At 68.8% G+C, this 25,860-nt stretch carries 29 protein-coding genes; 19 read left to right on the forward strand and 10 right to left on the reverse strand.

The genetic code is table 11. The features are described 5' to 3' along the window. Nucleotides 1-83 precede the first annotated feature (83 nt). Nucleotides 84-1,475 (reverse strand): MFS transporter, encoded by a 1,392-nt coding sequence (locus tag ACFRJ8_RS02495; protein WP_377984554.1) that lies wholly within the window; start codon nt 1,473-1,475, stop codon nt 84-86. A gap of 126 nt (nt 1,476-1,601) precedes the next feature. On the opposite strand from ACFRJ8_RS02495, the gene ACFRJ8_RS02500 reads away from it, so the two are divergent. Together ACFRJ8_RS02500 and ACFRJ8_RS02505 are read left to right on the forward strand one after the other, a co-directional pair. After that, nucleotides 1,602-2,486: a hypothetical protein gene (locus ACFRJ8_RS02500; protein ID WP_377984555.1), complete on the forward strand. Its 885-nt coding sequence runs from the start codon at nt 1,602-1,604 to the stop codon at nt 2,484-2,486. Continuing rightward, nucleotides 2,477-3,226 carry a LamB/YcsF family protein gene (locus tag ACFRJ8_RS02505; RefSeq protein WP_377984556.1) on the forward strand — a complete coding sequence of 250 codons (750 nt, stop codon included), beginning with the start codon at nt 2,477-2,479 and terminating at the stop codon, nt 3,224-3,226. Before ACFRJ8_RS02500 ends, ACFRJ8_RS02505 begins: the two co-directional genes overlap by 10 nt. A 17-nt stretch (nt 3,227-3,243) precedes the next feature. Here the strand turns inward: ACFRJ8_RS02505 and ACFRJ8_RS02510 are convergent, their stop codons facing one another. Beyond that, nucleotides 3,244-4,581, reverse strand: coding sequence for a DUF445 domain-containing protein (locus ACFRJ8_RS02510; RefSeq protein ID WP_377984557.1), 1,338 nt, complete (start codon nt 4,579-4,581; stop codon nt 3,244-3,246). A gap of 51 nt (nt 4,582-4,632) precedes the next feature. On the opposite strand from ACFRJ8_RS02510, the gene ACFRJ8_RS02515 reads away from it, so the two are divergent. From ACFRJ8_RS02515 to ACFRJ8_RS02535, 5 genes are all read left to right on the forward strand, one after another. Further along, nucleotides 4,633-5,532 (forward strand): glycerophosphodiester phosphodiesterase, encoded by a 900-nt coding sequence (locus tag ACFRJ8_RS02515; protein ID WP_377984558.1) that lies wholly within the window; start codon nt 4,633-4,635, stop codon nt 5,530-5,532. A 108-nt stretch (nt 5,533-5,640) separates the two neighbouring features. Next, on the forward strand, nt 5,641-6,087 hold the full coding sequence (locus ACFRJ8_RS02520; RefSeq protein ID WP_377984559.1) for a hypothetical protein: 447 nt from the start codon (nt 5,641-5,643) through the stop codon (nt 6,085-6,087). Continuing rightward, nucleotides 6,084-6,857, forward strand: a complete 774-nt coding sequence (locus ACFRJ8_RS02525; RefSeq protein ID WP_377984560.1) for an AzlC family ABC transporter permease — start codon at nt 6,084-6,086, stop codon at nt 6,855-6,857. Before ACFRJ8_RS02520 ends, ACFRJ8_RS02525 begins: the two co-directional genes overlap by 4 nt. Beyond that, nucleotides 6,854-7,165, forward strand: a complete 312-nt coding sequence (locus ACFRJ8_RS02530; RefSeq protein ID WP_277525422.1) for an AzlD domain-containing protein — start codon at nt 6,854-6,856, stop codon at nt 7,163-7,165. The genes ACFRJ8_RS02525 and ACFRJ8_RS02530 overlap by 4 nt, the downstream gene beginning before the upstream one ends. 106 nt (nt 7,166-7,271) lie before the next feature. Then, entirely contained in the window at nt 7,272-7,511 is a 240-nt protein-coding gene (locus tag ACFRJ8_RS02535; protein ID WP_377984561.1) for a hypothetical protein, read from the forward strand. 69 nt (nt 7,512-7,580) lie between these two features. On the opposite strand, the gene ACFRJ8_RS02540 is transcribed toward ACFRJ8_RS02535, so the two are convergent. Then, nucleotides 7,581-8,213, reverse strand: a complete 633-nt coding sequence (locus ACFRJ8_RS02540; protein WP_377984562.1) for a TetR/AcrR family transcriptional regulator — start codon at nt 8,211-8,213, stop codon at nt 7,581-7,583. A gap of 172 nt (nt 8,214-8,385) precedes the next feature. On the opposite strand from ACFRJ8_RS02540, the gene ACFRJ8_RS02545 reads away from it, so the two are divergent. From ACFRJ8_RS02545 to ACFRJ8_RS02570, 6 genes are all read left to right on the forward strand, one after another. Beyond that, the gene (locus ACFRJ8_RS02545) at nt 8,386-8,751 is read left to right on the forward strand and encodes an MTH1187 family thiamine-binding protein (protein WP_377984563.1); all 366 of its coding nucleotides are present in this window, start codon (nt 8,386-8,388) and stop codon (nt 8,749-8,751) included. Nucleotides 8,752-8,832: 81 nt separating this feature from the next. Then, a complete protein-coding gene (locus tag ACFRJ8_RS02550) occupies nt 8,833-9,510 on the forward strand; it encodes an O-methyltransferase (RefSeq protein ID WP_377984564.1) in 678 nt (225 codons plus the stop codon). 238 nt (nt 9,511-9,748) lie between these two features. Next, the gene (locus tag ACFRJ8_RS02555; protein WP_377984687.1) at nt 9,749-10,855 is read left to right on the forward strand and encodes an acyl-CoA dehydrogenase family protein; all 1,107 of its coding nucleotides are present in this window, start codon (nt 9,749-9,751) and stop codon (nt 10,853-10,855) included. Next, on the forward strand, nt 10,849-12,402 hold the full coding sequence (locus ACFRJ8_RS02560; protein ID WP_377984565.1) for a PIG-L family deacetylase: 1,554 nt from the start codon (nt 10,849-10,851) through the stop codon (nt 12,400-12,402). The genes ACFRJ8_RS02555 and ACFRJ8_RS02560 overlap by 7 nt, the downstream gene beginning before the upstream one ends. Before the next feature lie 5 nt (nt 12,403-12,407). Beyond that, nucleotides 12,408-13,193 (forward strand): glycosyltransferase, encoded by a 786-nt coding sequence (locus tag ACFRJ8_RS02565; protein ID WP_377984566.1) that lies wholly within the window; start codon nt 12,408-12,410, stop codon nt 13,191-13,193. Nucleotides 13,194-13,235: 42 nt separating this feature from the next. Continuing rightward, on the forward strand, nt 13,236-13,454 hold the full coding sequence (locus ACFRJ8_RS02570) for a three-helix bundle dimerization domain-containing protein (RefSeq protein ID WP_377984567.1): 219 nt from the start codon (nt 13,236-13,238) through the stop codon (nt 13,452-13,454). A 160-nt stretch (nt 13,455-13,614) separates the two neighbouring features. Here ACFRJ8_RS02570 and ACFRJ8_RS02575 read toward each other — a convergent pair whose 3' ends face one another. Then, entirely contained in the window at nt 13,615-14,616 is a 1,002-nt protein-coding gene (locus ACFRJ8_RS02575; protein WP_377984568.1) for a zinc-dependent alcohol dehydrogenase family protein, read from the reverse strand. 55 nt (nt 14,617-14,671) lie between these two features. After that, on the reverse strand, nt 14,672-15,598 hold the full coding sequence (locus ACFRJ8_RS02580; protein ID WP_377984569.1) for a universal stress protein: 927 nt from the start codon (nt 15,596-15,598) through the stop codon (nt 14,672-14,674). Between the two features lie 209 nt (nt 15,599-15,807). Here ACFRJ8_RS02580 and ACFRJ8_RS02585 point away from each other — a divergent pair, with 209 nt between their 5' ends. Then, the gene (locus tag ACFRJ8_RS02585; RefSeq protein ID WP_377984570.1) at nt 15,808-16,734 is read left to right on the forward strand and encodes a spermidine synthase; all 927 of its coding nucleotides are present in this window, start codon (nt 15,808-15,810) and stop codon (nt 16,732-16,734) included. A 28-nt stretch (nt 16,735-16,762) separates the two neighbouring features. Here the strand turns inward: ACFRJ8_RS02585 and ACFRJ8_RS02590 are convergent, their stop codons facing one another. Continuing rightward, nucleotides 16,763-17,680, reverse strand: a complete 918-nt coding sequence (locus tag ACFRJ8_RS02590) for a LysR family transcriptional regulator (protein ID WP_377984571.1) — start codon at nt 17,678-17,680, stop codon at nt 16,763-16,765. A 132-nt stretch (nt 17,681-17,812) separates the two neighbouring features. Here ACFRJ8_RS02590 and ACFRJ8_RS02595 point away from each other — a divergent pair, with 132 nt between their 5' ends. Both ACFRJ8_RS02595 and ACFRJ8_RS02600 read left to right on the forward strand, forming a co-directional pair. Next, nucleotides 17,813-19,195 (forward strand): MFS transporter, encoded by a 1,383-nt coding sequence (locus ACFRJ8_RS02595; protein ID WP_377984572.1) that lies wholly within the window; start codon nt 17,813-17,815, stop codon nt 19,193-19,195. 148 nt (nt 19,196-19,343) lie between these two features. Beyond that, a complete protein-coding gene (locus ACFRJ8_RS02600) occupies nt 19,344-20,093 on the forward strand; it encodes a 3-hydroxybutyrate dehydrogenase (protein WP_377984573.1) in 750 nt (249 codons plus the stop codon). A gap of 23 nt (nt 20,094-20,116) precedes the next feature. Here ACFRJ8_RS02600 and ACFRJ8_RS02605 read toward each other — a convergent pair whose 3' ends face one another. Both ACFRJ8_RS02605 and ACFRJ8_RS02610 read right to left on the reverse strand, forming a co-directional pair. Next, on the reverse strand, nt 20,117-20,770 hold the full coding sequence (locus tag ACFRJ8_RS02605; protein ID WP_377984574.1) for a LysE family translocator: 654 nt from the start codon (nt 20,768-20,770) through the stop codon (nt 20,117-20,119). Nucleotides 20,771-20,827: 57 nt separating this feature from the next. Continuing rightward, nucleotides 20,828-22,324: an amino acid permease gene (locus ACFRJ8_RS02610; RefSeq protein ID WP_377984575.1), complete on the reverse strand. Its 1,497-nt coding sequence runs from the start codon at nt 22,322-22,324 to the stop codon at nt 20,828-20,830. A gap of 256 nt (nt 22,325-22,580) precedes the next feature. On the opposite strand from ACFRJ8_RS02610, the gene ACFRJ8_RS02615 reads away from it, so the two are divergent. The 3 genes from ACFRJ8_RS02615 to ACFRJ8_RS02625 are packed head-to-tail and all read left to right on the forward strand — an operon-like array spanning nt 22,581 to nt 24,204. Next, nucleotides 22,581-23,009 carry a hypothetical protein gene (locus ACFRJ8_RS02615; protein WP_377984576.1) on the forward strand — a complete coding sequence of 143 codons (429 nt, stop codon included), beginning with the start codon at nt 22,581-22,583 and terminating at the stop codon, nt 23,007-23,009. Next, on the forward strand, nt 23,003-23,236 hold the full coding sequence (locus ACFRJ8_RS02620; RefSeq protein WP_377984577.1) for a helix-turn-helix transcriptional regulator: 234 nt from the start codon (nt 23,003-23,005) through the stop codon (nt 23,234-23,236). Before ACFRJ8_RS02615 ends, ACFRJ8_RS02620 begins: the two co-directional genes overlap by 7 nt. Beyond that, nucleotides 23,233-24,204 carry an NAD(P)-dependent alcohol dehydrogenase gene (locus ACFRJ8_RS02625; RefSeq protein ID WP_377984578.1) on the forward strand — a complete coding sequence of 324 codons (972 nt, stop codon included), beginning with the start codon at nt 23,233-23,235 and terminating at the stop codon, nt 24,202-24,204. Before ACFRJ8_RS02620 ends, ACFRJ8_RS02625 begins: the two co-directional genes overlap by 4 nt. A 30-nt stretch (nt 24,205-24,234) precedes the next feature. On the opposite strand, the gene ACFRJ8_RS02630 is transcribed toward ACFRJ8_RS02625, so the two are convergent. Both ACFRJ8_RS02630 and ACFRJ8_RS02635 read right to left on the reverse strand, forming a co-directional pair. Further along, nucleotides 24,235-24,666: a protein-tyrosine phosphatase family protein gene (locus tag ACFRJ8_RS02630; RefSeq protein WP_377984579.1), complete on the reverse strand. Its 432-nt coding sequence runs from the start codon at nt 24,664-24,666 to the stop codon at nt 24,235-24,237. 49 nt (nt 24,667-24,715) lie between these two features. Then, a complete protein-coding gene (locus ACFRJ8_RS02635; protein ID WP_377984580.1) occupies nt 24,716-25,633 on the reverse strand; it encodes an SDR family oxidoreductase in 918 nt (305 codons plus the stop codon). Nucleotides 25,634-25,860: the final 227 nt, after the last annotated feature.

Here is a 25,860-nt window from a genome sequence, read left to right on the forward strand (position 1 = left end):
CGGTTACCCGGGCGGCCGGCGGGCCGCTATGCGGTGTTCGCCGCGGGGGCAGTTGAGGTCGGATCGGCGGCGTCGAACCGCCCTCAACTGCCCGCCAGACCGTCCTCGGCCGGCTCTCCCGCGCCGCTGGCCTGTTCTGTGCCGCTGACCTCTGTTCCGCCGGCCTCTTCCGCGCCGCGGGCGAGCGGATGGGCCAGCTCATCGGAGGGCATCCGCGCCACCGCCATCGCGACGACGGCCATCACCGGACACACGGTCCCCGCCACGAGGAAGATCAGCCATAGCGGCAACACCTCGGCGGCCGGCCCGGCCAGTGCCATGGAGACCGGCATGAGCGCCAGCGACACGAAGAAATCCAGGCTGGAGACCCGGCCCAGCAGATGCGGCGGCACCCGGCGCTGGAGCAGGGTTCCCCAGATCACCATGCCCACGCTGCCGGTGGCGCCGAAGATGAACAGTGCTGCTGCCAGGGCCCAGAAACTGTCCATGATTCCGACGGCGGCGATCGGCAGGCTGCCTGCTCCCCAGGACACCATCATTACGGTGAGGTAGCGGCGCGGAAGGGGAAAAGAGGCCGTGGCCAGCGAGGCTGCGGCGCCGCCGACTCCCATGATGGCGAGCAGGAAGCCGAACATGCGCGCGTCCCCGCCGAGCTGGTCCCGGACCACGAACGGGACCAGGACCTCGATGGGGCCGATCAGGAACAGCACTGAAATGCAGGCCCACAGCAGGGTCCACAGCAGCCAGGGCGTGCGGACGGTGTAGCTGACGCCCTCGCGGAGGTCGTGGCGCAAGGACGTCTTCGCCCGCCTCTGGCCAGAAACGTGGGCCTCGCCGCCGGCGCTGCCCTCGCTGCCCGCGGCAGTGCCCGGCGCCCCTGCCGCGGGCTGCCGGTGGAGGAAGTTCAGGATTGAGAAAGCCAGCAGGTGGCAGACCGCCACGCCGGTGACGGCGAACGAGGGGGACATGGCCGCCACCAGGACGCCCGCAACGGCCGGCCCGGCCGCCTGCTGCAGGATCGGCCGCATGGTCCCCTCCAGACCGTTGGCCGCCAGCAGGTCCTCGGGCGGCAGGATCCGCGGCAGGATGGCGGAATAGGCGGGGAAGAAGAACGCGGCCCCGACGCCGAGCACGAAGGCCCCCAGCGCCAGATGCCAGAGCTGCAGCAAGCCCGCCAGGGCCAGTGCGCTGATGCTGGCGATGACGGCCAGGTTGGCGCCCTCGACCGCGATGATCAGCAGCCGCTGGGGAACGCGGTCCGCGGCGATGCCGCCGGCCAGCAGAAACGCCACGAGCCCAACGCTTCCCGCCGCAGCCACCAACGAGAGCTCCAGCGGACCGCCGCCCAGGTAGATCACCTCGTAGACCATCGCAACGGCCCACATCCCGGAACCGAAGATGGAAATGGCCAGCGCCGTGATCAGCACACGGTACTCCCGGTGCGCGAAGGGGCGGAGGGCTCGCAGGGCGGGCATGGGCCCAGTCTAGTATCCGGCCACGCGGCCGGCTGGCGCCCGCCGCGGTCCAGGAGGAACCCGGCCCGGCGGACCGTGCCCTAATGTTAAGTGAACTTACTTTTCTGGTTCCGATGAGAGGCGATCATGGCCAAGCGCAGCAACCCGGCAATGAAGGTTGCCCAGCAAACAGCCCACAGTGCGATGTTCGACGCAGCCGGCAACCCCCGGCCCGGCCTCCACAAGGTGCTGCTGCGGGCAGTTGAAGTCCAGCGGCCGCTGGTGCTGGCCAATATCCGCAGGCTCCAGCGCAAGCACCCGCAGGCCTCGGCGGCTCAGCTCGCCGCCATCATGGAGCGCGACTACCTGCTGGCCGTCACCGGCGGCGGGGCGCTGGTCGGCGGGGCAGCCGTAATTCCGGGTGTCGGCACTGCGGCCGCCCTGGGTCTTTCGGCTGCTGCGGCCGTCGGGTTCCTTGAGGCCACCGCGTTGTTCTCCACATCGCTGGCTGAGCTGCACGGCGTGCGGATGGTGGACCCGGACAGGGCCAGCACCCTGGTCATGGCGATCATGCTGGGCGAGGAAGGCACCCAGCTGCTGAGCTCGCTGAGCGGCCAGGCGGCGGGACGGGGCAAGGGGCCCACCCAGGCCTGGACCACAGCCTTCACCCGCAGCGTCCCGCTCGCCGGTTTCGGCACAGTGCGGGCCAAGATCCAGACGATGTTCCTGCGCTCCCTGCTCAAGACCCAGGGATCGGCCCTGTTGGGCCGTGCCCTTCCCTTCGGCATCGGCGCCGTCGTTGGCGGCGTCGGCAACCGGCTGATGGGCCGCGCCGTCATCGCCAATGCCAGGGAAGCATTCGGCCCCATCCCGGACACGATCCCGGGCGAACTGCAGGCCCTTGCGGAAACCACCGGGACGGCGGCGCTCTACGAGTCTGCGCCGGAGCCGGCCCTGGGCGCGCCACCGAATGCGCCACTGAACAACGGCGCCCCGAAGACAACGAAGGACGGCGGCACGTTTTGGATCTGAACGCTGACCTGGGGGAGGCCTTCGGGACCTGGACCAGGGGTGACGATGCCGCGATGTTTCCGCTCATCACCAGCGCCAGCGTGGCCTGCGGGATGCACGCCGGCGACCCCGTGACGATGCTGGACACCTGCCGGGCGGCCTACGAGCTCGACGTCAACGTCGGCGCCCACCTTGGCTATCCGGATCTTGCCGGCTTCGGCCTGCGCTCGCTGGACATGACCTTTGACGATCTGTTCGGCGCGGTCCTGTACCAGCTCGGGGCGCTCGACGGCGTGGCCCATGCCGTGGGCGCCTCGGTGGACTACATCAAGCTGCACGGGGCGCTCTACGACCGCACGGTGCGCGACGCCGAGCAGGCCTCCGCAGTCATTGCCGCCATCCAGGCCTACGATCCCGGGCTGCCCGTCCTGGGCCTCCCCGGCTCCGCCTTGCTGGAAATCGCCCGGGACGCGGGGCACCCCGTCGTCGCCGAAGCCTTCCCGGACCGCGCCTATCTCCCTGACGGCACGCTGGTGCCGCGCACGCAGGAAGGGGCCGTGCTGCTCGACGCCGGACAGGTCGCCGAGCGGGCGGTCCGGCTCGCCACGAAGGGCGAGGTGGAGGCGGTGGACGGCACAGTGCTCCGGATCGAGCCGCAGTCGCTCTGCCTGCACGGGGACACGCCCGGCTCCGTCGGCGTTGCCGCCGCCGTGCGGGCCGGGCTGGAGGCCGCCGGCGTGGAGCTGGAAAGTTTCGCCTGAGCCGGGCCGCCAGGTAACTAGCCGAACAGCATGCTCGCCACCGTGAAGATGGCCAGCCCGGCCAGGGCACCCACCACCGTGCCGTTGATCCGGATGAACTGCAGGTCCCTGCCCACCTGCAGTTCGATCTTCTGGGACGTTTCCTCGGCATCCCAGCGGGCCACGGTGTCCGTGATGACTCCTGTGATGTCCGAGCGGTAGGTCTTCACGAGGTAGCCCGCCGCGTCGCCGATCCAGGCGTTCACTTTGCCGGCGAGCTCGGGATCGACCAGCAGCCGGGTGCCGAAGTCATGCACAGCGGCCTTGAATTTGACGGTCAGTTCGCTGTGCGGGTCATCGACGGCGGTGAGCAGGGCCGTCTTGATGGTCTCCCAAGTGCGGGAGGCGAGTTCGCGGACCTCGGGATCGCCGAGCACCTGCGCCTTGATGCCCTCGGCACGGGCGATCATGACCGGGTCATGCTGCAGGTCCTGCGCGAGTTCCTTGAGGTACTTGTCGATCGACTGGCGGACCTGGTGCTGCGGATTGGACTGCACGGCGCGGGTGAACTTCAGGATCTCCACATACACCTTGTCGCCCACGAGCCCGTCCACGAACGACGGCACCCACGTCGGGGAACGGTCGGTGACCAGCCTGTTGACCGTCTCCTGGTTGTCCCGCACCCAGTCCACGGTGCGGTCCACCAGCAGGTCCACCAGGGCGTGGTGGTGTCCGTCGTCGAAGATCCGCTCGGCGAGCCGGCCCACCGGCGGTCCCCACGGCGGGGTGAGCAGGTGCTTACGGACCATGGACTCGATCACGGCCTGGACGTCGTCGTCGTTGAGGACCTTGAACGCGCCGCGGATGACGGCGGCACCCTCCTTGGCGACGCGGTCCGGGCCGCCGGGGCTGGAAAGCCAGGCGCCGGCTTTGCGCGCAATGTCGGCGGACGCCAGCTTTTCCTGGACCACCTGTTCGGAGAGGAAATTGGTCTCCACGAATTCGCCCAGCGAAGCGCCGATCTGGTCTTTGCGGCGCGGGATGATCGCCGTATGCGGGATCTTGATTCCCATCGGGTACTTGAACAGGGCCGTGACGGCGAACCAGTCCGCCAGGGCCCCCACCATGCCGCCCTCGGCCGCCGCGCGAACGTATTCCAGCCCCGGATACTGCTTCTGCAGGGCGAATGCGACGACGAAGATCACGGCCATGACGATCAGGAGCGCGAGGGCCAGGAGCTTCATCCGACGCAGCGCCGCGGCCTTCTCGGCGTCGCTGGACGCAGCGGAACGCTGCCCGGGAGGACTGTCCGGCCGAACGCCGCCCGGAGATCCCGTAGCACCTGTCAGGGAAGTTGGCTGAGTATTGACCTGCATGAGCCCAGCCTAGTCCCGCCAAGGAAACGGGCCGTCCGCTAACGTGGCACCATGACGACAGACGAGTCCGCCGCCGCCCGTCCTCTGGTCTATGCCCACCGGGGCGCTAGTGGTGCCTTCGCCGAGCACACGAGGGCCGCGTACCTGCAGGCAATCGCCGACGGCGCCGACGGTGTGGAATGCGATGTCCGCCTGACCCGGGACCGGCAAGTGGTGCTCCTGCACGATTCCACCCTGGACCGCACCTCGGACGGCACCGGTCAGGTCGCGGACCGGATGTTGGAAGAGCTCCGTCGCCTGGACTTCTCCTCCTGGAAGGGCGCCCGGATCCCGGAAGCCTACGGCGCCAAGTCTGCGCAGTTCCTGACCCTGCCGGAACTGCTCGACATCCTGCGCGCGGCGGGCCGTCCAATAGGTCTGGCGATTGAGTTCAAACATCCCAGCTCGTTCCATCTCGGACTGGAGGACCGGGCCCTCGACGTCCTCAGGGACAGGGGGTGGAATCCCGTCACGTCGATGCTGGAGAACATCACGGTTTCCTTCATGAGCTTTAGCCCCGACGCCGTTAAGCACCTTCTCGAGTCCGTGCCGGCAGGGGCCGTCTGCCAGCTCGTGGACGACGTCAACGTGGCGGAAATCCGAGAGGAGCTGCGCCTCGGTGCCCTGACCGGCGGGGCGCTGGCCAATGTGATGAAGGCCGCCCAGGCGGAGGGCGAACGGATCCTGGCCGCCGGCGAGGCAGGCATGGCCGGCCCCGGCATCGGGTACGTCCGCGCGTTCCCCGGGACCGTTGAACGCTGGATCGGCTCGGGCCGACGCGTCCGGGTGTGGACGGTCGATGCCGAGGACGACGTCGAGCGGTGCAGGGAACTCGGGGTCCACGAGATCACCACGAACTGGCCGGCCCAGGTCCTGACCCAGCTGATGGCGGACCGCCAGCCCCTCCGCTAACAGCCCGGCCGCTCCGCGGATCCATAGCGGATCCCGTCCGAATTCGTTGTGGCGCCGGGGCTCCCGGGCGGATTACGGCGGGCGTGCCGCCTGTGGTTGAGTGGTTGCATGCCATTTCGCTGGTCCGGCCGGGACCTCCAGACGCTGTCCGCGGCAGCGCTGAGCGTGCTGCTGCTCACCAGCGCCGCCAAGCACTTCCGCGAGCCCGAATTTTTCCACCCGGTGGTTCCGGACATCCTGTGCCGGGACGACTCCGGGGAGCAGCCGAACGGCCCGCTGGCCGTCCTGTCCCGTGAGGAATGGGTGGCAGCCAGCGGGCTGCTGGAAGCCGCCGCCGCCGTCGGGCTCCTGATCCCGGCCACCCGCAGGACAACCGCCGGCTGCGTCATGGCGCTGTTCACCGCGTTTCTTTCCGGCCACGTCGATGCCGTGCGCCAGGCCTACGGGCCGGAGGGCACGCCGCGGCGGCGGCGCGTGCATACCTTGCGGCTCCCACTCCAGGCGCCCCTCATCGCGTGGGCCTGGACGCTGACGCGGCGGAAGCGGCGCCCGTGAAAATCCTGCAGTCACCGGCAGTGCGGATCGGGTTGTCGATCAGCATCGCCACCGGTCTCTACGGCGTCTCCTTCGGCGCGCTGTCCGTCACCTCGGGCCTGGATTTCTGGCAGACCATGGCCCTGAGCCTGCTGCTCTTCAGCGGTGGCTCGCAGTTCGCCTTCATCGGCGTGGTGGCCGGCGGCGGGTCCGGCGTCGCAGCGATGGGCGCCGCGACGCTGCTGGGCATGCGCAACGGAATCTACGGCATGCAAATCAACGCCCTATTGCAGCCCCGCGGGTGGCGCAGGTTTGCCGCTGCCCATCTGACCATCGACGAGTCCACGGCCACCAGCACGGGGCAGACGGACCCGGACGAGCAGAAGCGCGGCTTCTGGACCGCCGGAATCGGTGTCTTCGTCCTCTGGAACCTGTTCACGGCCCTCGGTGCGATGGCTGGCGGGGCACTCGGGGATCCCAAACAGTGGGGGCTCGACGGCGCCGCAGTGGCGGCCTTCCTGGGCCTGCTCTGGCCGCGGCTGAAAGGCAGGGAACCTGTGGCGATCGCGGTTGTCTGTGCGCTGGCCACCGTGCTGGCCGTGCCATTCGTGCCCCCCGGAGTGCCGATCCTCGTCGCTGCCCTGGTCGCCGCCGGAATCGGCTGGTTCAGCCACGGCCGCAGCGACGAGGGCATGGAACCGGACGTCGATCCCTACGCTGAGCAACACGCGCAACACCACCACGGCCAAGCCGGCGACCACCGGGGCGACCGCGCTGGAGGCGACGCATGAACCTCTGGATCTGGCTGCTGCTCTCCTGCCTGCTCGCCTACGCCTGGAAGCTGCTCGGCTATTTGGTGCCGGCCAGCCTGCTCCGCAACCCGCGAATGTCCAGGATTGCCGGGACCATGACGATCGGGCTGCTGGCGTCCCTGACGGTGGTCAACGCCGTCGCCTCCGGTCAGTCGCTCGTCCTGGACGCACGGCTGGGCGCATTGGCGGCCGCGGGCATCGCCTTGTGGTTCCGGGCGCCGTTCCTGGTGGTGGTGATCGCCGGCGCGGCCGCCGCCGCCGGGCTCCGGCTGCTGGGCTGGGATTGACACCCTGCGGAACCCCGCCAGCGCTGCTCCGAGCACAGGCTGCGCGCGTGGCGGGAACGGTCTTTAGTCCCTACTTGACGTTGGGATCGCGTGGGAGCATTCGAACATGAGCGAACAGGGCGGCGAGCAGCCTGCCGCGGGGCAGGATGCCGCGGAGCCAGACGTCGCGGAGCCAGAAGTCGCGGAGCCACGCAAGGAGCAGCGCTCCAAGCAGCACGAGCCGTTTGTCTCTGGAGGGACCGAGTCCACCCGGGAAATGCGCGAAATGTCCCGCCGTCGCCGGGACGCCGAAGAGAAGCTGCAGCAGCACCTGCTCGAAGCCAAAGACAAGCCGGCCGAGGACTAGCCCGGCCTGGCCTGCACCGGCCAGTCCAGAAGCGCCGGCCAGCCGAGAGCGCAGGCCAGCCCAGGAGGGCTAGCCGAGAAGGGCGTCGAAGGCGGTGCCCGCCAGCGGAGCTTGCGGCGGCAACGCCCGGTCCGGCCGCTCGGTCCGGATGGCGTCCTCCACCAGCGCCACGGGCCGCCGCCACGCGTCGGAGCCCGGTTCCATGGTGTCCACGACGCCGATCAGCATGGCCAGCAGGCGGATCATGTCCGTCATGGAAATATCACTGCGCAGGCTGCCCTGGCCCTGGCCCCGGCCCAGCAGCACGGCGATGGATTCAATCAGGCCGCCCGTAATGCCGGCCAGCAGCCCGCGCCGGCCGGCGACAGCACCCAGGAGGTTGGCCTCTTCGCTGGCAACATGCATCGTGGCATCGATGACCCGGAAGAGTCCGGCAGCGGCGTCCGGATCGGCTAGGGCCTCATCGATGGCCGGGTCCACCTGCAGCCGGAGTTGCCGGTTCAGGGCAGCGAGCACCAGTTCTTCTTTGTCGGAGAAATTCCGGAAGAGGGTGGCAGGGCCTACCCCGGCTGTAACGGCAATGGTCTGCAGCGGCACCTCGGGGCCGTGTTCGCGGAAGCACTGCCGGGCGGCGGCGATGATTTTGTCCACGTTACGCGCGGCATCTGCGCGGAGCGGCCTGCGGTCTACTGCCCGGTTCATTTGCCTAGGTTAGCAACGCGAGGGGTGCCCGAACCTGTTACCGGCGGGTAGTGATTAATGTGACGGTTCCCAAGGCACGTCCGGACGCTTTCGGGGCAGAATCGCGTGAAAGACTAGTGCCGGACGGCCTGTATTTTGCCCGCTGTCCGGACTGAGTGAAGGGAACCACCACATGCTGGTCGCATTCTCCGTAGCACCCTCCGGTGACCCCGCCAACGGGCAGGCGCCCGGCGACGCGTCGGTCCACGACGCCGTCGCGGCCGCCGTGCGGATCGTCCGGGAGTCGGGCCTGCCCAACCGGACGAGTTCCATGTTCACCGAGATCGAGGGGGAGTGGGACGAGGTCATGGACGTCGTCAAACGCGCCACGGACGCGGTGGGCGCCTACGGTTCCCGCGTTTCGCTGGTGCTCAAGGCGGACATCCGGCCGGGCTACAGCGGCGAGCTGACCGGCAAGGTGGAGCGGCTCGAAAGCGCCATCGACGGGCAGGGCGCTGGCGGTACGGGACCGCAAATTCCAATCCGGCCGGGTACCTAAGGCCGGGCGCAGGCCGAAATCCGGAGGGAAAACCGCACCCGGAGGCTACCGCCGGGCGCGGGCGGCTGGAACACTGGGGACATGATCGAGCATCAGTCCACCCCCGGCTGGGTCGCCGTCGAAGACTTCCTCTCCGACGCAGTGGTCCGCCCGGACAGTTCACTCAAGCGCGCCGTAACCAGCGCCCTTGAGGCGGGCATGCCGCCCATCGAAGTGGCCCCCAACGCCGGCAAACTCCTGAAATTGCTGGTCCAGCTCTCCGGTGCCCGCCGCGTCCTGGAGATCGGCACGCTGGCCGGGTTCAGCACAATCTGGATGGCCCAGGGGCTGCCCGAGGACGGCCGGCTGGTCACCTGCGAGTACCTCCCGCTGCACGCCCGCGTTGCGCGCGGGAACGTTGACGACGCCGGCGTGGGCCACAAGGTGGACATCCGGGTCGGCGCGGCGCTGGACACGCTGCAGGAGCTGGAAGGCGAGGCGGGGCCGCCCTTCGACTTCGTGTTCATCGATGCCGACAAGGAAAACGACCCCCACTACCTGGACTGGGCCATCCGGCTTGGCCGGCCCGGCACCACCATTGTGGTGGACAATGTCGTGTGGGAAGGTGCGGTGCTGGACGCGTCGATGGACCCGGTGAACGCCCCCGGAATCATCAGCACGCTCCAGATGCTGGGCGATGACCCGCGGCTGGACGGCACCGTCATACAGACCGTGGGTTCGAAGGGCTGGGACGGCTTCGCCCTCGCGATCGTCCGCTAGGCGCAATAAATTGTCCGCTAGGCACTAGATTTGTCCGCTCGGGCGCGCGCCGGGGCCTGCTGCCTGAGTCGGTGCGGCCGGCCAGCATCAAGTGCTAAGTATGCTTAGATTGCTTGTCGACGGCGCCAGCGATGGCGGCGCGGCCGCGGATGCGCAGGACTCCAGCCAGATGGCCAGCCCACACGCCCGATCCGCACAGCCAGAATCCGCCCAGTCCGAAGGAACACAGGCAGTCGAAATGAACGGGATCCCCACCTCCCACCACCCCCTACCTGTCAGGATCAGCTCCAAAGCCGCGGACCTGGACGCCATCAGCCCCCTGCTGTCCGATGCGCACGCCGCCGTCGGAGATGTCCCGGCGCTGCTGGACCTGGCCAAGGCGGCAGCGGCGGCGGCGCCAAAACCCGGGGACGGCCGGACCGCGTTCCTGTGGGAGATCCTTGCCTCCGTGACCGCCGTCGACGTCGCTGCCGGTCGCGTGCTGGAACCGCACCTGGACGCCGTGGCGATCCTCTGCCAGGCCGCAGATCAGGCGGCGCAGGACGGCGGGGACTTCCCGGATGCCCATGGCGCCGACTTCGAGGGGACCTGGGGGGTGTTTGCGGCCGAAGCGCCCGGCTTGCGGCTTGAGGCCAGGGAATCCGCCGGCGGCTGGATTCTCCAGGGGTCCAAGCCCTGGTGTTCGCTCGCCGCGCAGCTGGACCATGCCGTGCTGACGGCCCACCTGGAGACCGGCGGCCGGGCGGCCTTCGCCGTCGACCTCCACGCGCACGGCGTGAGCTTCGCGAATCCGGAGTGGACCAGCCGGGGGCTGCGCGAGATTCCCAGCGGCACCGTCCACTTCGAGGCCGTCCCCGCCGTGCCCCTCGGCGGCGCCGGCTGGTACTACCAGCGCCCGGGCTTCGCCTGGGGCGGCATGGGCGTGGCCGCCTGCTGGCTGGGCGGCGCCGTCGCCGTGGCCCGCAGCTTCACCGCCTCCCTGCGGCAAGCCGCCGACGGCGGACGCGAGCCGGACCAGATAGCCCTGGCCCATCTCGGCGAGATTGACCGAACGCTGGCCACCCTGACCGCCTACCTGGCCGGAACGGCCGCGAGGATCGACGCCGGGGAGCTCTCGGGCGGCGGTGCGTGGCAGGAAGCCCTGCGGGTGCGCGGAAGCGTTGCCACCGCCGTCGAACGCGTCCAGACGCTCGTGAGCCAAAATCTGGGGCCGGCCCCGCTCGCCTTCGACGAGTTCTACGGAAAACGGATGGCCGATCTCGCCCTGTACATCCGCCAGCACCACGCCATGCGCGACGACGCGCAGCTGGGCACCCTGACGCTGACAGGAAGCAACCCATGGTGACTTTCACCCACAACGACGCCGGGACGTCCGAGGCCGCCTGGGCCGGCAGCCGTGCCGCCGGGCTGCCGGAACTGCCGCTGGATGACGCGGCGCTCGCCGGCCGGGCCTTCATTGTCCTGGCCGCGCACCCGGACGACGAATCGCTCGGGGCTGGCGGACTGCTCGCCCGGCTGCACGCCGTAGGCGCCACGGTCCGCGTGCTGCTGTGCACGGCGGGGGAAGGATCGCACCCCGGCTCGCCCACCACGACGCCGGAACAGCTCACCGTGGTCCGCTTGCAGGAGTTCGGGCACGCCCTGGAACATCTTTCCGGGGGCGGGCACCTGGCCGGGGACCTCCAGTGGCAGTGCCTTGGCCTGCCCGACGGACAACTCGCCGGGCACCGGGAGCAGGTCCGTGCCGCGGTCCGCGAGGCGGCGGCCGGGTGCGGGCACGCCGCAGACGAGATCGTTCTCGTGGCGCCCTACAGGGCGGATGGACACACCGACCACGACGTCCTCGGGTCCGTTGCCGCGGAGCTCAGCGCCGCGGCGGGCCACGCGCTTCTGGAATACCCCATCTGGTACTGGTTGTGGGCGGCGCCAGACTCGGCCGGGCCGGCTGGGCCGGATGACCCGGATGACCCGGAGGGACCGCATGACCTGGCAGGCGGCGCATGGCGCGGCTGGTTCCGGTTGCCGCTGCGCCCGGCGGAGCTGGCCGCCAAGGCTGCGGCCATGGCGGCTCATACCTCCCAGGTGCGGCCGCTCTCCGGGCTGCCGGGGGACGAGGTGCTCCTGCCGCCGGCCTTCCTGGCGCACTTTGAGCGGACCTGGGAGACGTTTGCCTGGCACCCGGCGGACGCCCCGGCCGACGGCGGATCCGGCGTTGGATCCAGCGCTCCGGCGAAAAATGCCCCGGCCGACGGTGAGCCCCCGCGACCCTACGCTTCGGGCGACGCGGAGCGCCTCTTCGATGCAGTCCACGCCCGGGACGAGGATCCCTGGCGGTACACCTCGAGCTGGTACGAGCAGCGCAAGCGTTCCCTCACGCTCGCCGCGCTGCCCGGCAACAGCTATACGGCCGGGCTGGAGATCGGCTGCTCGATCGGGACCCTGAGCGCGGAGCTCGCACCGCGGTGTGGAAGCTTCCTCGCCGTTGACGCCAGCGGCATGGCGCTGGACCGCGCCGCCCGGCGGCTCGCCCACCTTCCCGCGGCAACCACGCGCCACCTGACGGTCCCAGACGAGTGGCCGGACGGAGCATTCGACCTGATTGTGGTTTCAGAGGTGGGTTACTACCTCTCGCCGGCAGAACTCGCGGGTCTGTTCGACCGGATTGAGGGCTCGCTCGTGCCGGGCGGGACGCTCGCGCTGTGCCACTGGCGGCACCCCGTTTCCGGCTGGGAACTCGACGGCGACTCGGTCCACGACGCGGCCCGGCGGCGCTTGGGCTGGACCGGCGGCGGGATCTACCAGGAGCGCGACTTCATCCTCGAGGTGTTCCTCGCTCCGGGCACCGCGCTTCACATCGCGCCGGACCTCGGCACTCCCGAACGGAAGGGGTGACCCGGATGGCGGCCGTGCCGTTTCCGCGCGGGCACAGGATCGAACGGGTCGCCGTCGTCATGCCCGCGCACGACGAGGAAGACCACCTTGGGCAGGCGCTGCTGGCCGTTCAGCGGTCCGCGGACACCCTGTACCGGGTCCGGCCCGACGTCGCCACCCGCGTGACGGTGGTGCTGGATAGCTGCACGGACGCCTCCGCCGCCATCACGGCCGGCTACGCCGCCACGGACCCGCGCATCAGCGCCTTGGAGGTCACCTACCGCAGTGCCGGCGCCAGCCGGGCCGCGGGCGTCCGGGCCGCGGGCATCGGCGTGCCCCGGCAGCGGCCGCCCGGCCAGCGTTGGACGCCGCCGCCCTGGGCCCGCCAAACCTGGCTGGCCAACACCGACGCCGATTCCCGGGTACCGGAGAACTGGCTGGTACGCCAGCTTGAGTTCGCCGAAGCCGGAGCCGACGCTGTGCTTGGGTCCGTCGAGCCTGACCCCGCCGGGATGGACCCTGAACTGCTCCGGCGCTGGCGCGAACGCCACCCCTTCACCGAGGACCATCCCCACATCTACGGCGCGAATTTCGGGGTCCGGGCTTCGGCCTATCTGACGGCGGGCGGGTTCGCGCGGATCACGTCCGAAGAGGACCGGACCTTGGTGCACAGCCTCCGCAGCCGCGCCTTTACGGTCACCGCGACGGACAGCACCCGGGTCATGACTTCCGGCCGGACCCAGGCCCGGGCACCGCACGGCTTCGGCACGTACCTGCGGAGCCTGGGCCACTTGCTGCCGCCTGCCGGCTGAGGATTCATTGACGCCGGAACCGGGCCGCTCCACACTGAAGGAGTGACGGACGATGCGAAAGAATCCAGCATTGATCAGGTTGTCGACCGCTTGGCTGCCCGGTTTCCGCACGTTCCGAGGATTCACATCGCCGGGATCGTCGGCGAGGAATTCGACGCCCTGAACGCAGGCCGGATCAGGACCTACATCCCCACCCTGGTGGAGCGCGGCGCCCGCGTGCGGCTGAAAAGCGAATTCGGGATCCGCGCCGCCGGAGACTAGTCTGTGCAGCGAAGGTGCCCCGCCGACGACCCGCCGACGCGAGTTCGCCGGACACCTGCCACATCGCCGGAATGTTCCGGCGAGCTCGCACGCTTCCGGCGATTTCGACGGCGGCGGCGCGGCCGGGCGACGTCGGCGGCGCGGACCGCCCGCCTCAGGCCTACTCCATGTGCAGGACGGCCGCCCCTGTGACCCGGTCCTCCGCCAGGTCCCGTAGGGCCCGGTCCGCAGCCGAGAACGGGTACGCCACCGTGGTGGGACGGAGCGGGATCTCGGCGGCGATCCGGAAGAACTCCTCGCCGTCGGCCCTGGTGTTGGCCGTGACGCTGCGCAGCTGGCGCTCCTGGAAGAGCTCGTCGGTGTAGTGCAGGGGCGGAATGTCGCTCAGGTGGATGCCCGCGACGGCGAGCGTCCCTCCGCGGTCCAGGGCGCGGAGCGCAAACGGCACCAGCCCGCCCGCGGGGGCAAAGAGGATCGCGGCATCCAGGGGATCCGGCGGCTGCTCCTCGGCCCCGCCGGCGAACGTCGCACCCAGGTCCAGGGCCAGCTTGCGCGCCTCCGCGGACCGGGTCATGACGTACACGCAGGCACCCCGGGACAGTGCAATCTGGGCGGCCAGATGCGCGGAACCGCCGAAGCCATAGATGCCCAGCCGGCCGCCGATCGGCAGTTCCGCCCGGCTCAGGGCACGGTAGCCGATGATGCCTGCGCATAGCAGCGGTGCGGCTTCCTCGTCGCTGAACGTGTCCGGGACCCGGTAGGCGAAGTCCTCCGCCACCGTGATGAGCTCGGCGTACCCGCCGTCGCGGTCCCAACCGGTAAACGTGGGGGTGAGGCAAAGGTTTTCCTGGCCGCGCACGCAGAACCGGCAGGCGCCGCAGGTGTGGCCCAGCCACGGAACCCCCACGCGTTCGCCGAGGCCGAACCTGGCCGCCCCCGGGCCTTGCCCGATCACCTCACCCACCACCTCGTGGCCCGGGATGATCCCGAGGTGCTGCGGCGCAAGGTCGCCCTCGGCCAGGTGCAAGTCCGTGCGGCACACACCGCAGACCCGCACTTTCAGCAGGACTTCTCCGCGTCCCGGCACAGGATCCGGACAGTCGGCGGCCACGAGGGGCCCACTGGACATGGGACCCGGTCGTCCAACTTGCCAGGCTCGCACAGCGGCCTCCTTTTCTGCAGCCCCCGCAGGTCCGAATCGGTTACGTTCGCGGCGGCTAGCGGGTGACCAGCACGTTGCAGCGCGCCTTGTGCAGCACCGCCGAGACCGTGTTGCCGGGCCCTGCCGAGGGGTTGTGGGTCCCGAGCACCAGGACGTCGGCGTCCTCCGCGGCGTCCAGCAGTTCCCGGGCGGCATGGCCCTCGCGCAGGGTCCCTGAAACTTCCAGACCGGATGCCAGCGCGCGGGCCTCAGCGACGGCGTGATCCAGCAGTTCCTGGCCGTGAAGCCTGGCATGGCGGCCGTGCTCCTCCCGTGCCCCGGCCCGGTGCGAATCCACGTGCACGAGCTGCAGCGGGGCGGCGAAGACTTTGGCCAGCCCGATGGCCTCGGCCACAGTGGCTGGGCTGCGGGCCGAGTCGTCAACTCCCACCACGACGGGGTGATGGGGGCGGCGTGGGCGCCGGACCACCATCACCGGACAGGGCGCCGAGCCGGCCAGGGCAATACAGACCGAGCCGGCCACCTGGTCCAGGACGGCGCCAAGGCCCCGGCTGCCGACCACCAGCAGCCGCGCATCCCGGGCGGCTTCGCGCAGCACCGGCGCCGGAAGCCCGGCCTCCATGACGCCGTCCACCGCGGGGCCCGCGTGTTCCGGCACGCTTTCGGGAACGGCAGCATCGGGAACGGAATCCTGGACGCCGGACGGCGCGGCTCCGGCCGCTTCGATGGCGGCGGCGCGGCCCAGTTCGAGGCCTTCGGCGAGGATGGCTTCAGCGGAGTGCCGCAGCCCGCTCCCGGCCACGCCTTTGACGGGACCCAGTTTCTTGGTGAAGACCGGCCACACCCAGGCGTGGACCACCCGGAGGTTCAGCCCGGCGGCGGCCGCGTAGCCGGCGGCCCAGCGAACGGCCAGTTGGGCGGCCTCGGACCCGCCGTAACCGACCACCACGACGCCGCCCCGCTGCCCTGAGGGTGCCGACATATTTCCTCCCGGCTCGGCGGACGCACCCCTTCGCCCGGCAGTATGTGCAGCCCCAGTAGAACCCTGCGATCCGGGGAATGGGTAGGGGCTTTGGTCCCGCGGACGGCCCGCGGACGGCCGTGCGGGCCCATTCCAGCCCGGAAACCGGGGCCGGGGGGACGTCTGCCGGTGAACTAGGGTTGAAAGATGCACATTGCAGGGGATAGCTGATGGCCAAGCGGGGCAGGGGCCGGGGCGCCGGAACCGCCGAAGCCGGAGTGGTGGAAGTGCCTAAGGGTACCCGGCCGTCCGGTCCTGTGGCCGGGGTGTATTACATCGACACCGGAGACTGCGAGCTGATCCCGGACCAGGACAATTCCACCGGCTGGCTCCTGCGCATCAACGGGGTCATGAGCTCGCACATTGACCTCGCGGACCCGCTGTTCCTGGACTTCGAGTACATGCGCTGGATCGCTGCCCTTGTGGAGTCACGCTGGCCACGCGATTCAAAGCCCAAGCTGCGCGCCCTGCACCTCGGCGGGGGAGCATGCTCACTGGCCCGCTATTTCCACGCCGCCTATCCGGACGCCCGCCAGGTGGTGGTGGAGCTGGACGGCAAGCTGGCCGACTATGTCCGGGGCTGGTTCGATCTGCCCAAGGCGCCGCTGCTGCGCCTACGCGTGGGGGAGGCCAGGGAAGTCACCGAGAGCCTGACCCCGCAGACCCGGGACCTGATCATCCGCGACGTCTTCGCGGGCTCGCTGACCCCGCAGCCGCTCACCACCCGGGAATTTACCGAGCACGCCAAGCGCGTCCTGGCGCCCGGCGGGATCTATGTGGTGAACTCCGGTGACTCCCCGGACCTCAGGAATGCACGCGAAGACGCCGCCACCATTGCCGACGCCTTTGCCCACACCGTGATCATCGCGGATCCGGCCATGCTCAAGGGCCGGCGCTTCGGCAACATGATCATGGCCGGCAGCGATCTCCCGTTCGACGACGATCCTGGCCTCGCGCGCCGCCTGCTCGGCGGTGCGGTGCCGGCCCACATCTGGAACGACGCGAAGGTGCGGGCGTTCGCGGCCGGCGCCGCAGTCCGCCACGATCCCGCAGGTTCAACCCCGGCTGACCCTACTGAATCGCCGACTGCTCCGTAACGGCCCTTTTGGGGCACCGTAACGGCGGCTACGGAGCAAACGATGGGGTTGTTCCCCGCCCCAGCAGGGCATCGCGGTGCGCGACGGTCTGCTCCCGCAGTGCCTGCACGAGGGCCGCCACTGCCGGCCGTCGCATCGAATCGGGCCGGAGCACCATCCAGTAGGGGAGCAGCTCCGCGAAATCCTCGGGCAGGAGCCGGACAAGGTCCGGATGCAGGTCGGCCGCGAAACAGGGCAGGAACCCGATCCCGGCGCCGGCGCGGGTGGCCTCCACATGGACAAAGACGTTGGTGGAGCTCAGCCCGTCCCGCATGGTGGGCACCAGCCGCCGCGGGGCGTCAAGATCGTCCACCTGCAGCATCGAATCGACGAAATAGACCAGCGAGTGCGCCGTCAGTTCCTCCACGGTGGCCGGGGTGCCGTACTCGGCCAGGTAGCCGCGAGAAGCATACATTCCCAGCATGTACTCGCCGAGCTGCGCCGCCTCTGCCCGGTGCACCTGCGGCTCGCCGACCACCACCTCGATGTCCAGGCCGGAACGCTGCTGCAGCGCCCGGCGTGTCACGGTGATGATCTCGACGCTGAGGCCGGGATGGTGACGGCGCAGCCGGGCCACGGCCGGGGCCGCGATGTAGGCGCTGAAGCCGTCCGTGGCGGTCATCCGGACGACGCCGGTGATGGGGTCCGGGGTGTGCCCGGGCTGCTCCAGCGTGCGCACGGCACTCTCGACCTGCTCGGCCACCCGCACGGCCTCGGCACCCAGCTCGGTGAGCTCCCAGCCGCCGGAGGCGCGCGAGAGCACGCGGCCGCCCAGCGCCTTCTCCAGCGCGGCGATCCGGCGGGAGACGGTGGTGTGGTTCAGTCCGAGCGTCTGGGCCGCCGTCGTAAATTTCGCCGAACGGGACACCGCGAGCAGTACCAGCAGGTCATCGGGATTGGCATTCATATCTGCAATTCTGCACATACCGGGTGCCGGTTTGGCCATTGAATCGCCAGGAATGTGCGGCAATACTCAATGGAGCCATTTCAGTGCTGTGCGTCACAGCGCGTGTCACCGTGGACACTAAGGAGAACCAGAATGAGCGTAAACGAACGCTCTGCAACAACCCCCGCAGCACCCGCATCCCAGGGTTCCGGGCTCAAGAAAATCGTCGCAGCATCGATGGTGGGAACCGTCGTCGAGTGGTACGAATTCTTCCTCTACGCCACCGCCGCCACCCTGGTGTTCGGCAAGTACTTCTTCCCCGCCACCGGCAACGAACTGGACGGCATCATCCAGGCGTTCCTGACCTACGCCGTCGGTTTCGTGGCGCGCCCGCTGGGCGGCATTGTCTTCGGCCAGATCGGCGACAAGCTCGGACGCAAGCCCACCCTGCAGCTCACCATCATCATCATCGGTGTCTCCACCTTCCTGATGGGCTGCCTCCCGGGCTTCGCCACAATCGGCTACCTGGCACCGGCACTGCTGGTCTTCCTGCGCTTCATCCAGGGCTTCGCCCTCGGCGGCGAATGGGGCGGCGCTGTCCTGCTCGTGGCCGAACACAGCCCCAACAAGTCCCGCGGCTTCTGGTCCAGCTGGCCCCAGGCCGCCGTTCCCGTGGGCAACCTGCTGGCCACCCTGGTCCTGTTCATCATGTCCAACGTGCTCAGCGCCGCCGACTTCCTCAGCTGGGGCTGGCGTGTGGCGTTCTGGCTCTCCGCCGTGATCGTGTTCGTCGGCTACTACATCCGCACCCACGTCTCCGAATCGCCCATCTTCCTCGAGGCCAAGGCCCAGCTGGAAGAGGAGCAGTCTGCCAGCTACGGCGTCCGCGAAGTCATCCGCAAATACCCCAAGGGCATCCTGCAGGCCATGGGCCTCCGGTTCGCGGAAAACATCATGTACTACCTGGTGGTCAGCTTCGCGATCGTCTACCTGAAGTCCGTGCACAAGTACGACACCTCCTCGCTGCTGCTGGCCCTGCTGATCGCCCACGTCATCCACTTCCTGGTCATCCCGCAGGTCGGGCGCCTCGTGGACAGCTGGGGCCGGAAGCCGGTCTACCTCGTCGGTGCCATCACCGGTGCCACCTGGCCGTTCTTCGCCTTCCCAATGTTCGATACCCGCAATCCGGTGATCATCGTCCTGGCCGTCACCATCGGCCTGTGCCTGCACGCCTTCATGTATGCCGGCCAGCCGGCCCTCATGTCGGAGCTGTTCCCGACCCGGATGCGTTACGCCGGCGTCTCCCTCGGCTCGCAGGTCACGTCGATCTTCGCCGGTTCGCTGGCGCCGCTTCTGGCCACCCAGTGGCTTAAGGACACCGGCTCCTGGCTGCCCACCGCGATCTACCTGGTGGTCGCCTGCGCCATCACCACCGTGGCAGTGCTGAGCCTGAAGGAAACCAAGGGCATTGCACTGGAGGACGTGGACCGGGCCGACGCCGAACGCGAAGGCCTGCCCGTAGCAGCCATGCGCTGAGCTGCTTGCGTCACTGGGCAGCTTGAGCGACGGAGCAGTTTGAGTGACTGGGCAGCTTGAGTAACTGGGTTGCTTGAGTTTGGGCCGGCTCCAGCGAATGCTGGAGTCGGCCGCCTCATCGAAATTTCTTTACATGGAAGGCTGAGTTATGGAAAACACGCTGAACGGACGCAAGGCCCTGGTCACCGGCGGCGCCGGCGGGATCGGCGCAGCCAGCGTCCGCGCCCTAGCGGCTCGCGGGGCCAAAGTGGTGATCGCGGACGTGGACGAGCCCGCCGCCGCAGCGCTCGCCGACGAGGTCGGCGGCACCGCGTGGGCCGTCAACCTGCTGGACGTTGAGACCCTCCAGACGCTCAGCCTGGACTGCGACATCCTGGTCAACAACGCCGGAATCCAGCGCATCAGCCCCATAGAGGAGTTCGATCCGGCCGACTTCCGCCGGATCATCACCCTCATGCTTGAGGCGCCGTTCCTGCTGATCCGGGCCGCGTTGCCGCACATGTACGCCAACAACTTCGGCCGGATCATCAACCTGTCCTCCGTGCACGGACTGCGGGCCTCGCCGTTCAAGAGCGCCTACGTCTCGGCCAAGCACGGGCTTGAAGGCCTGAGCAAGGTGACGGCACTCGAGGGCGGGGCGCACGGAGTCACGTCCAACTGCATCAACCCCGGCTACGTCCGGACACCCCTGGTGGAGGCGCAGATCGCGGACCAGGCCAAGGTGCATGGCATCCCGGAGTCCGAGGTGCTCGCCAAGATCATGCTGACCGAATCGGCGGTCAAGCGGCTTGTGGAGCCCGAGGAAGTGGCGTCCCTGGTGGCATGGCTGGCATCCGACGACGCCGGCATGGTCACCGGCGCCAGCTACACGATGGACGGCGGCTGGTCCGCGCGTTAGCCGGGCAGGCTGGAATCGCCCGCCTAGTTGCCCGGCTGGAACTCGGCGGAGTTGCCCACGAGGGCCAGGGTGCCGCCCAGCCCGATCATCATCACGCCGCCGGTGGTGCTGAGCGCGGCGATCCGCCGGGGGGAGCGGGCAAACCAGTGCCGGGCCGTTCCGGCAGCGAGGGACCACGTACTGTCTGAAACCAGGGCAATCAGCAGGAAGACAGCCCCCAAGATGCCTAGCTGCACTGGAATCGCGCCGGCGGAATAGTCCACGAACTGCGGAAGCACGGCCACGAAGAACACAATCGACTTGGGGTTGGTCGCGCCCACGATGAAGCCCTCCCGGAGTACCCGGGCGGTCGAGGACGGGTTCGAGGAGGCCGCCGTCGCCGGCCCGCCGCCACGGTGCCGGATGGCCTGGATCCCGAGGTAGACGAGATAGGCGGCGCCCGCGAATTTCACCACGCTAAACAGCAACAGGGACTGGGCCAGCACGACGCCGATGCCCAGGGCCACGGCGGCGATCTGCACCACCTCCCCGGCCGCGTTCCCGAGGACGCTTAGCAGCCCGCCCCGGCGTCCCAGGGCCAGGGTCCGTCCGATCACGAACAGCACGCTGGGCCCCGGGATGGCGATGAGCACGAGGGAGGCGAGGGCAAAGGCCAGAAGGTTGGTAGCGGGGACCATGCCTGATCTTAACCCCGCGGCGGCGCTCCCGGGAGCGCTACGGGAGGGCTGGCACCGTTACCGCCCGGCAGGAACCTGCGGGAGTTGGGCCGTTTCGTCCACGAGTTCCGCCCGCGCCCGGCCGGGGCCGCGGACCCAGAGCCGATAGGCGATCACCAGGACGCCGAGCCAGACGGCCCCCACATACAGCGCCACTCGCGTGTCCTCGAAGACGCCCAGAATCACGATCACAAGGGCCATGAACACGATGGTCAGCACAGAGGCGGCGGGCCACCATGGCGAGGGGAACTCTGATGCCGGCAGGGACTTGCGGGCGATCTCGCGTTTCATGGCGACGTGCGAGGCCAGGATCATGGCCCAAACCCACACGGTGGCGAAAGTGGCGATCGAGGCGATCAGCAGGAAGACGTCCTCCGGGATCACGGCGTTCAGGACCACTCCCACCAGCAGGATGCCGGTCATCATCACCACGGTCATCCACGGCACCCCGTGACGGGAAACCTTGCCGAAGCTTGCCGGGGCGTGGCCCTGCCGGGCAAGGCCGAAGAGGATCCGGCCGGCGCCGAAGATGTCGCTGTTGACGGCCGAGAGCGCCGCCGTGATCACCACGGCGTTGAGGATGTGGGGTGCAGCCGGGATGCCCAGGCCGCTGAAGATCTGCACGAAGGGGCTGCCGTTGCTGCCAATTTCGTCCCACGGGAACAGGCTCATCAGCACGCCGAGGGTCAGCACATAGAAAAGCAGGACCCGGACGGGAACGGTGTTGACCGCCTTGGGGATGACCTTTTTCGGGTTGGCGGCTTCACCGGCGGTGATGCCGAGGGTCTCAATGCCACCAAACGCGAACATCACGACGGCGAAGGAGGCCAGGAGCCCTTCGAACCCGTTGGGGAACAGGCCCCCGTGGTCCACGAGGTTGCCGAGTCCCGGCGCCACCGTGGCGCCGCCGGTCTGGAAGCCAAAGACGATGATCGCCGCCCCGCCCGCGATCATCGCGATGATGGCCGCCACCTTGATCAGGGAGAACCAGAACTCCAGTTCACCGAACACCTTGACGCTGAGCAGGTTCAGGGCCGCCAGGAAAAAGATGATGGCCAGGATCCAGACCCAGCGCTCCACGCCGGGGAACCAGAATCCCATGTAGATGCTGAAGGCCGTGACATCCGCGATGGCCACGATCGCCATCTCGAAGACATAGGTCCAGCCGGTCACGAAACCGGCCAGCGGGCCCAGGTAGCGGCTCGCGTACTGGCCGAAGGACCCGGACACCGGATGCCGCACCGCCATTTCGCCCAGGGCGCGCATCACCATGAACACCGCGGCGCCGCCGATCATGTAGGCGAGCAAGACGGCGGGCCCGGCCTTTTGGATGGCGGAGGCCGAGCCGTAGAACAGCCCCGTGCCGATCGCCGATCCCAACGCCATGAAGCGGATGTGGCGGACATTGAGTCCCCGGCTGAGTACTGAGTCGACGGCCGCGCCGACGGCAGTGACAGCGCGGCCGGTGCCTGCTTCGTCAGGTGCCGGCTTCGTGGCGGTTTGGGCTTGTTGCATGCGAATACCTTCTCGTCATTGGGAGGGGGATCGCTATCCAGCAGACCATGTCCGGCCGTGCTGTGATCAGTCTCACGGGAACTTCGTGTCTTTGATTTCAGACTGTGCTGCCGCCGCGGCACGGGCGGCGCCGGCCGCCGTCGCCGTCGAATCCGAACCTAAAGAAAGTCGAAAACTCTTGACACCATGTCAGGTTTTCTTTACTTTGAGGATGTCAGGTTTCTTTTACATAGCGTTGGATGTCCGGGAGTGGCAGATGTCATTTGAAGAGAAGAGTGCCTGGATCATGGGGGTGCTTGCGGCGGCAACCTACGCCGTGTACCTCGCCGTCGTTTTTGGTCTCGCCGGTACCATGCCGCTCGCGGACGTGCCTTATGTGGCGCCGCTGCTGTGGACGGTCGGCGCCTCGATCGGCCTTTCGATCGTGCTCCACTTGGTGACCCGGGCCCTGTCCGCCAAGGACGCCGGCATGAAGGACCAGCGGGACAAGGAGATCTACCGCTTCGGCGAGTACATCGGCCAGTCCTTCCTTGTCGCGGGGGCCGTGGCGGCGCTCCTCCTGGCCATGGCCGAGCTCGACCACTTCTGGATCGCCAACGTCATCTACCTGGCCTTCGTCCTTTCGGCGATCCTGGGATCCGTGGCCAAGGTGGTCGCCTACCGCAGGGGCTTCCAGCCGTGGTGAAGCCCACCCGGGTCACGAACTCCATCCGGCGCCTGCGCTTCGAAAACGGCGAGCTGACGCAGGCTGAGCTCGCCGAACGTATCGGCGTGACGCGCCAGACGGTCATCGCCATCGAACAAGGCCGCTACTCGCCTTCACTTGAGCTGGCGTTCCAGATTGCCCACGTTCTTAAAGTTCCCCTCGATGATGTCTTCCAGTACCCCGAACTTGAAGGAGAAGCACCATGAAAGCGATCGTTCAGGATGTTTATGGTTCCGTTGAAGTGCTGGAACTGCGCGACGTCGAAGCCCCGGTCCCGGGCGATGACGACGTGCTGATCCGGGTCCGGGCCGCCGGCGTCGATCAGGGCGTCTGGCACCTCATGACGGGCCTTCCGTACCTGACCCGTGCAGTCGGCTATGGGCTCAGGAAACCCAAGACCCGCATCCGGGGCCGGGCTGTGGCGGGCCGGGTGGAGGCCGTCGGCCGGAACGTCGTCGGCTTTCGGGCGGGGGATGAGGTGTACGGCACCTGCGAGGGATCCTTCGCCGAATACGCGTGCGCCAAGGAAGGCCGGCTCGCGCTGAAGCCGAAGAACCTCAGCTTCGAGCAGGCCGCTGCCGTCCCGATCTCCGCCGTCACGGCTCTCCAGGCACTCCGGGACGCCGGCAGGGTGCAGTCCGGGCAGGAGGTCCTCGTCATCGGCGCGGCCGGCGGTGTCGGCGCGTACGCGGTGCAGCTCGCCAAAGCGTTCGGGGCGCAGGTGACGGGGGTGTGCAGTACCGCGAAAACCGATCTGGTCCGCTCGATCGGCGCGGACCACGTCATTGACTACAAGCACGACGATTTCGCGGACGGGGCCAGGCAGTTCGACCTCATTGTCGACACCGCCGGCAACCGCCCGGTCTCCGTGCTCCGCCGGGCGCTCAAGCCGAAGGGAACGCTCGCGATCGTCGGCGGGGAAGGCGGCGGGCGGCTGGCCGGCGGCATTGGACGCTCACTCGGTGCGGCACTGCTCTCTGCGTTTGTCGGTCAGCGGCTCACGGGCGTGATGTCCGCAGAGCGAGCGGAGGACCTCAGGTTCCTGACCGGGCTCCTTGAGGCGGGCGCGGTGACCCCGGTCATCGGCAAGTGCTACGCCCTTGCGGATGCGCCGGCGGCAATCCGGGACCTGCGCGACGGCCACCTCCTCGGCAAGGCCGTCGTCACCATCTAAGCGTCGCCGTTCGAGCCTTGCATGCGGCGTTTACGCGTGAAAACGGGCGACGTACCGCCGCTGCCCCGGAGTCTCCACCGTCCGCCACCGGTACTTGCGGCGGACGTAGGACACCGCCTGGGCGGGCGGGACTCCATCCAGGATGGCGATGCAGGCCAGCGCGGTTCCGGTCCTGCCGATGCCGCGCCAGCAGGCCACTTCAACCCGTTCCGTCTCGGCCCGGCGCCAGGCTTCCCGGAAGGCGTCGAGGGCCTCGTTCTCGTCAGCTGGCAGCCGCAGGTCGGGCCAGAGAAGCCACCTGGACTCCCATTCCACCCGGGGCGGCCGTTTGCCCAGCAGGTAAAGACCGAATTCGGGAAGCGGACCCTCCGGTAGCGCATAGTGCAGCCCGCGGCCGCGGACGCTTCGGCCGGACGGAAGAACCAGAACGCCTTCCTGGGATGGCTCCCACGTCTGCTTCATGCTCCAGATCGTAGTCCTTCCGCCCGGGCTGGGCCTTGGGCCGCTGCACTCAGCGGTAGCCGGCGGCATCGGCGTCGAGCCCGGCCTCCTGGACTTCCACCAGGTATCTCCAGCAGTCCGGCTGCGAGCCGTCGGTGTCGGTGAAACCGTACTCGCGCGCCAGCGCGCCAGAGGAATATGAGCCGCCTGTGCGGCTGAGCACGTTCGGGTCCGCCGCCAGGGCCGCGACCGCCCGTCCAACGAACAGCGGGCTTTCCGAGATCGCGGCAAAGTGCGGTTGCGTACCGGCGGCCTCCCGCCAATTCGCCTCAGTGACGCCGAAATGCTCGAGCATCATCTCCGAACGCATCCAGCCGGGCGTCAGCGCCAGGGCCGTGCACCCCGAGGGCTTCAGCTCCTCCGCCTGGCTGAACGCCAGGCGGAGCACCGCAGTCTTGACGAGGTCATAAAACACGGACACCCGGTAGCGCTGCGCGTTGTACTCGCGGGTGCCATCGGTCATCTCCACCACCAGGCCGCCGGGGCGGCGCGTGAGCAGCGGGAGCGCGAAATGGCTCGTAATGAGATGGGTGTCCAGGCCACGGTGGAGCATCTGGAGCCCGGCATCGAGATCGTGGGCCCAGAGCGGAGTGTTCCACTCAATGAGGTCTTCTCCGCCCCAGATGTCGTTCACGAGGATGTCCAGCCGGCCCTGCTCGGCATCGATCCGCCGCACGAGGGCTTCCACTTCGGCAGCCTGCCGGTGATCGACTGCGACGGCGGTCCCGGTGCCGCCCGCGGCGCTGACCAGATCGGAGGTCTCTTCGATCGTCTCGGGCCGGTTGTAATCGGAGCGGTGGCGGGAGGTGCTGCGCCCGGTGCAGTACACCGCCGCTCCAGCCTCGCCGAGGGCGACGGCGATGCCGCGGCCCGCGCCGCGAGTTGCCCCGGCAACGAGGGCCACCCTGCCCGACAGCGCTGCAGCCATGTCCTTGCCTTCTATCCTTTGCCGTTCCTCCGGAACTATCCCTCCGGAACTATCCCTCCGGAACTATCCCTCCGGAACCGTCCGGCGATCGGCTGAATCCGGTGATTGGGGTGGGTACCACGTGGAAGCCCGCCCCGGTTCATCGGAACACCGGCCGCCGGGCCGCGCTAGGGGCAGAAGGCCCATACGCTGGCGGCCGTGCTTGTCCGGAATCCCAGACACAGCCT

The sequence above is a fragment of the Arthrobacter sp. NPDC056886 genome, assembly GCF_042788715.1.
Taxonomy (GTDB): domain Bacteria; phylum Actinomycetota; class Actinomycetes; order Actinomycetales; family Micrococcaceae; genus Arthrobacter.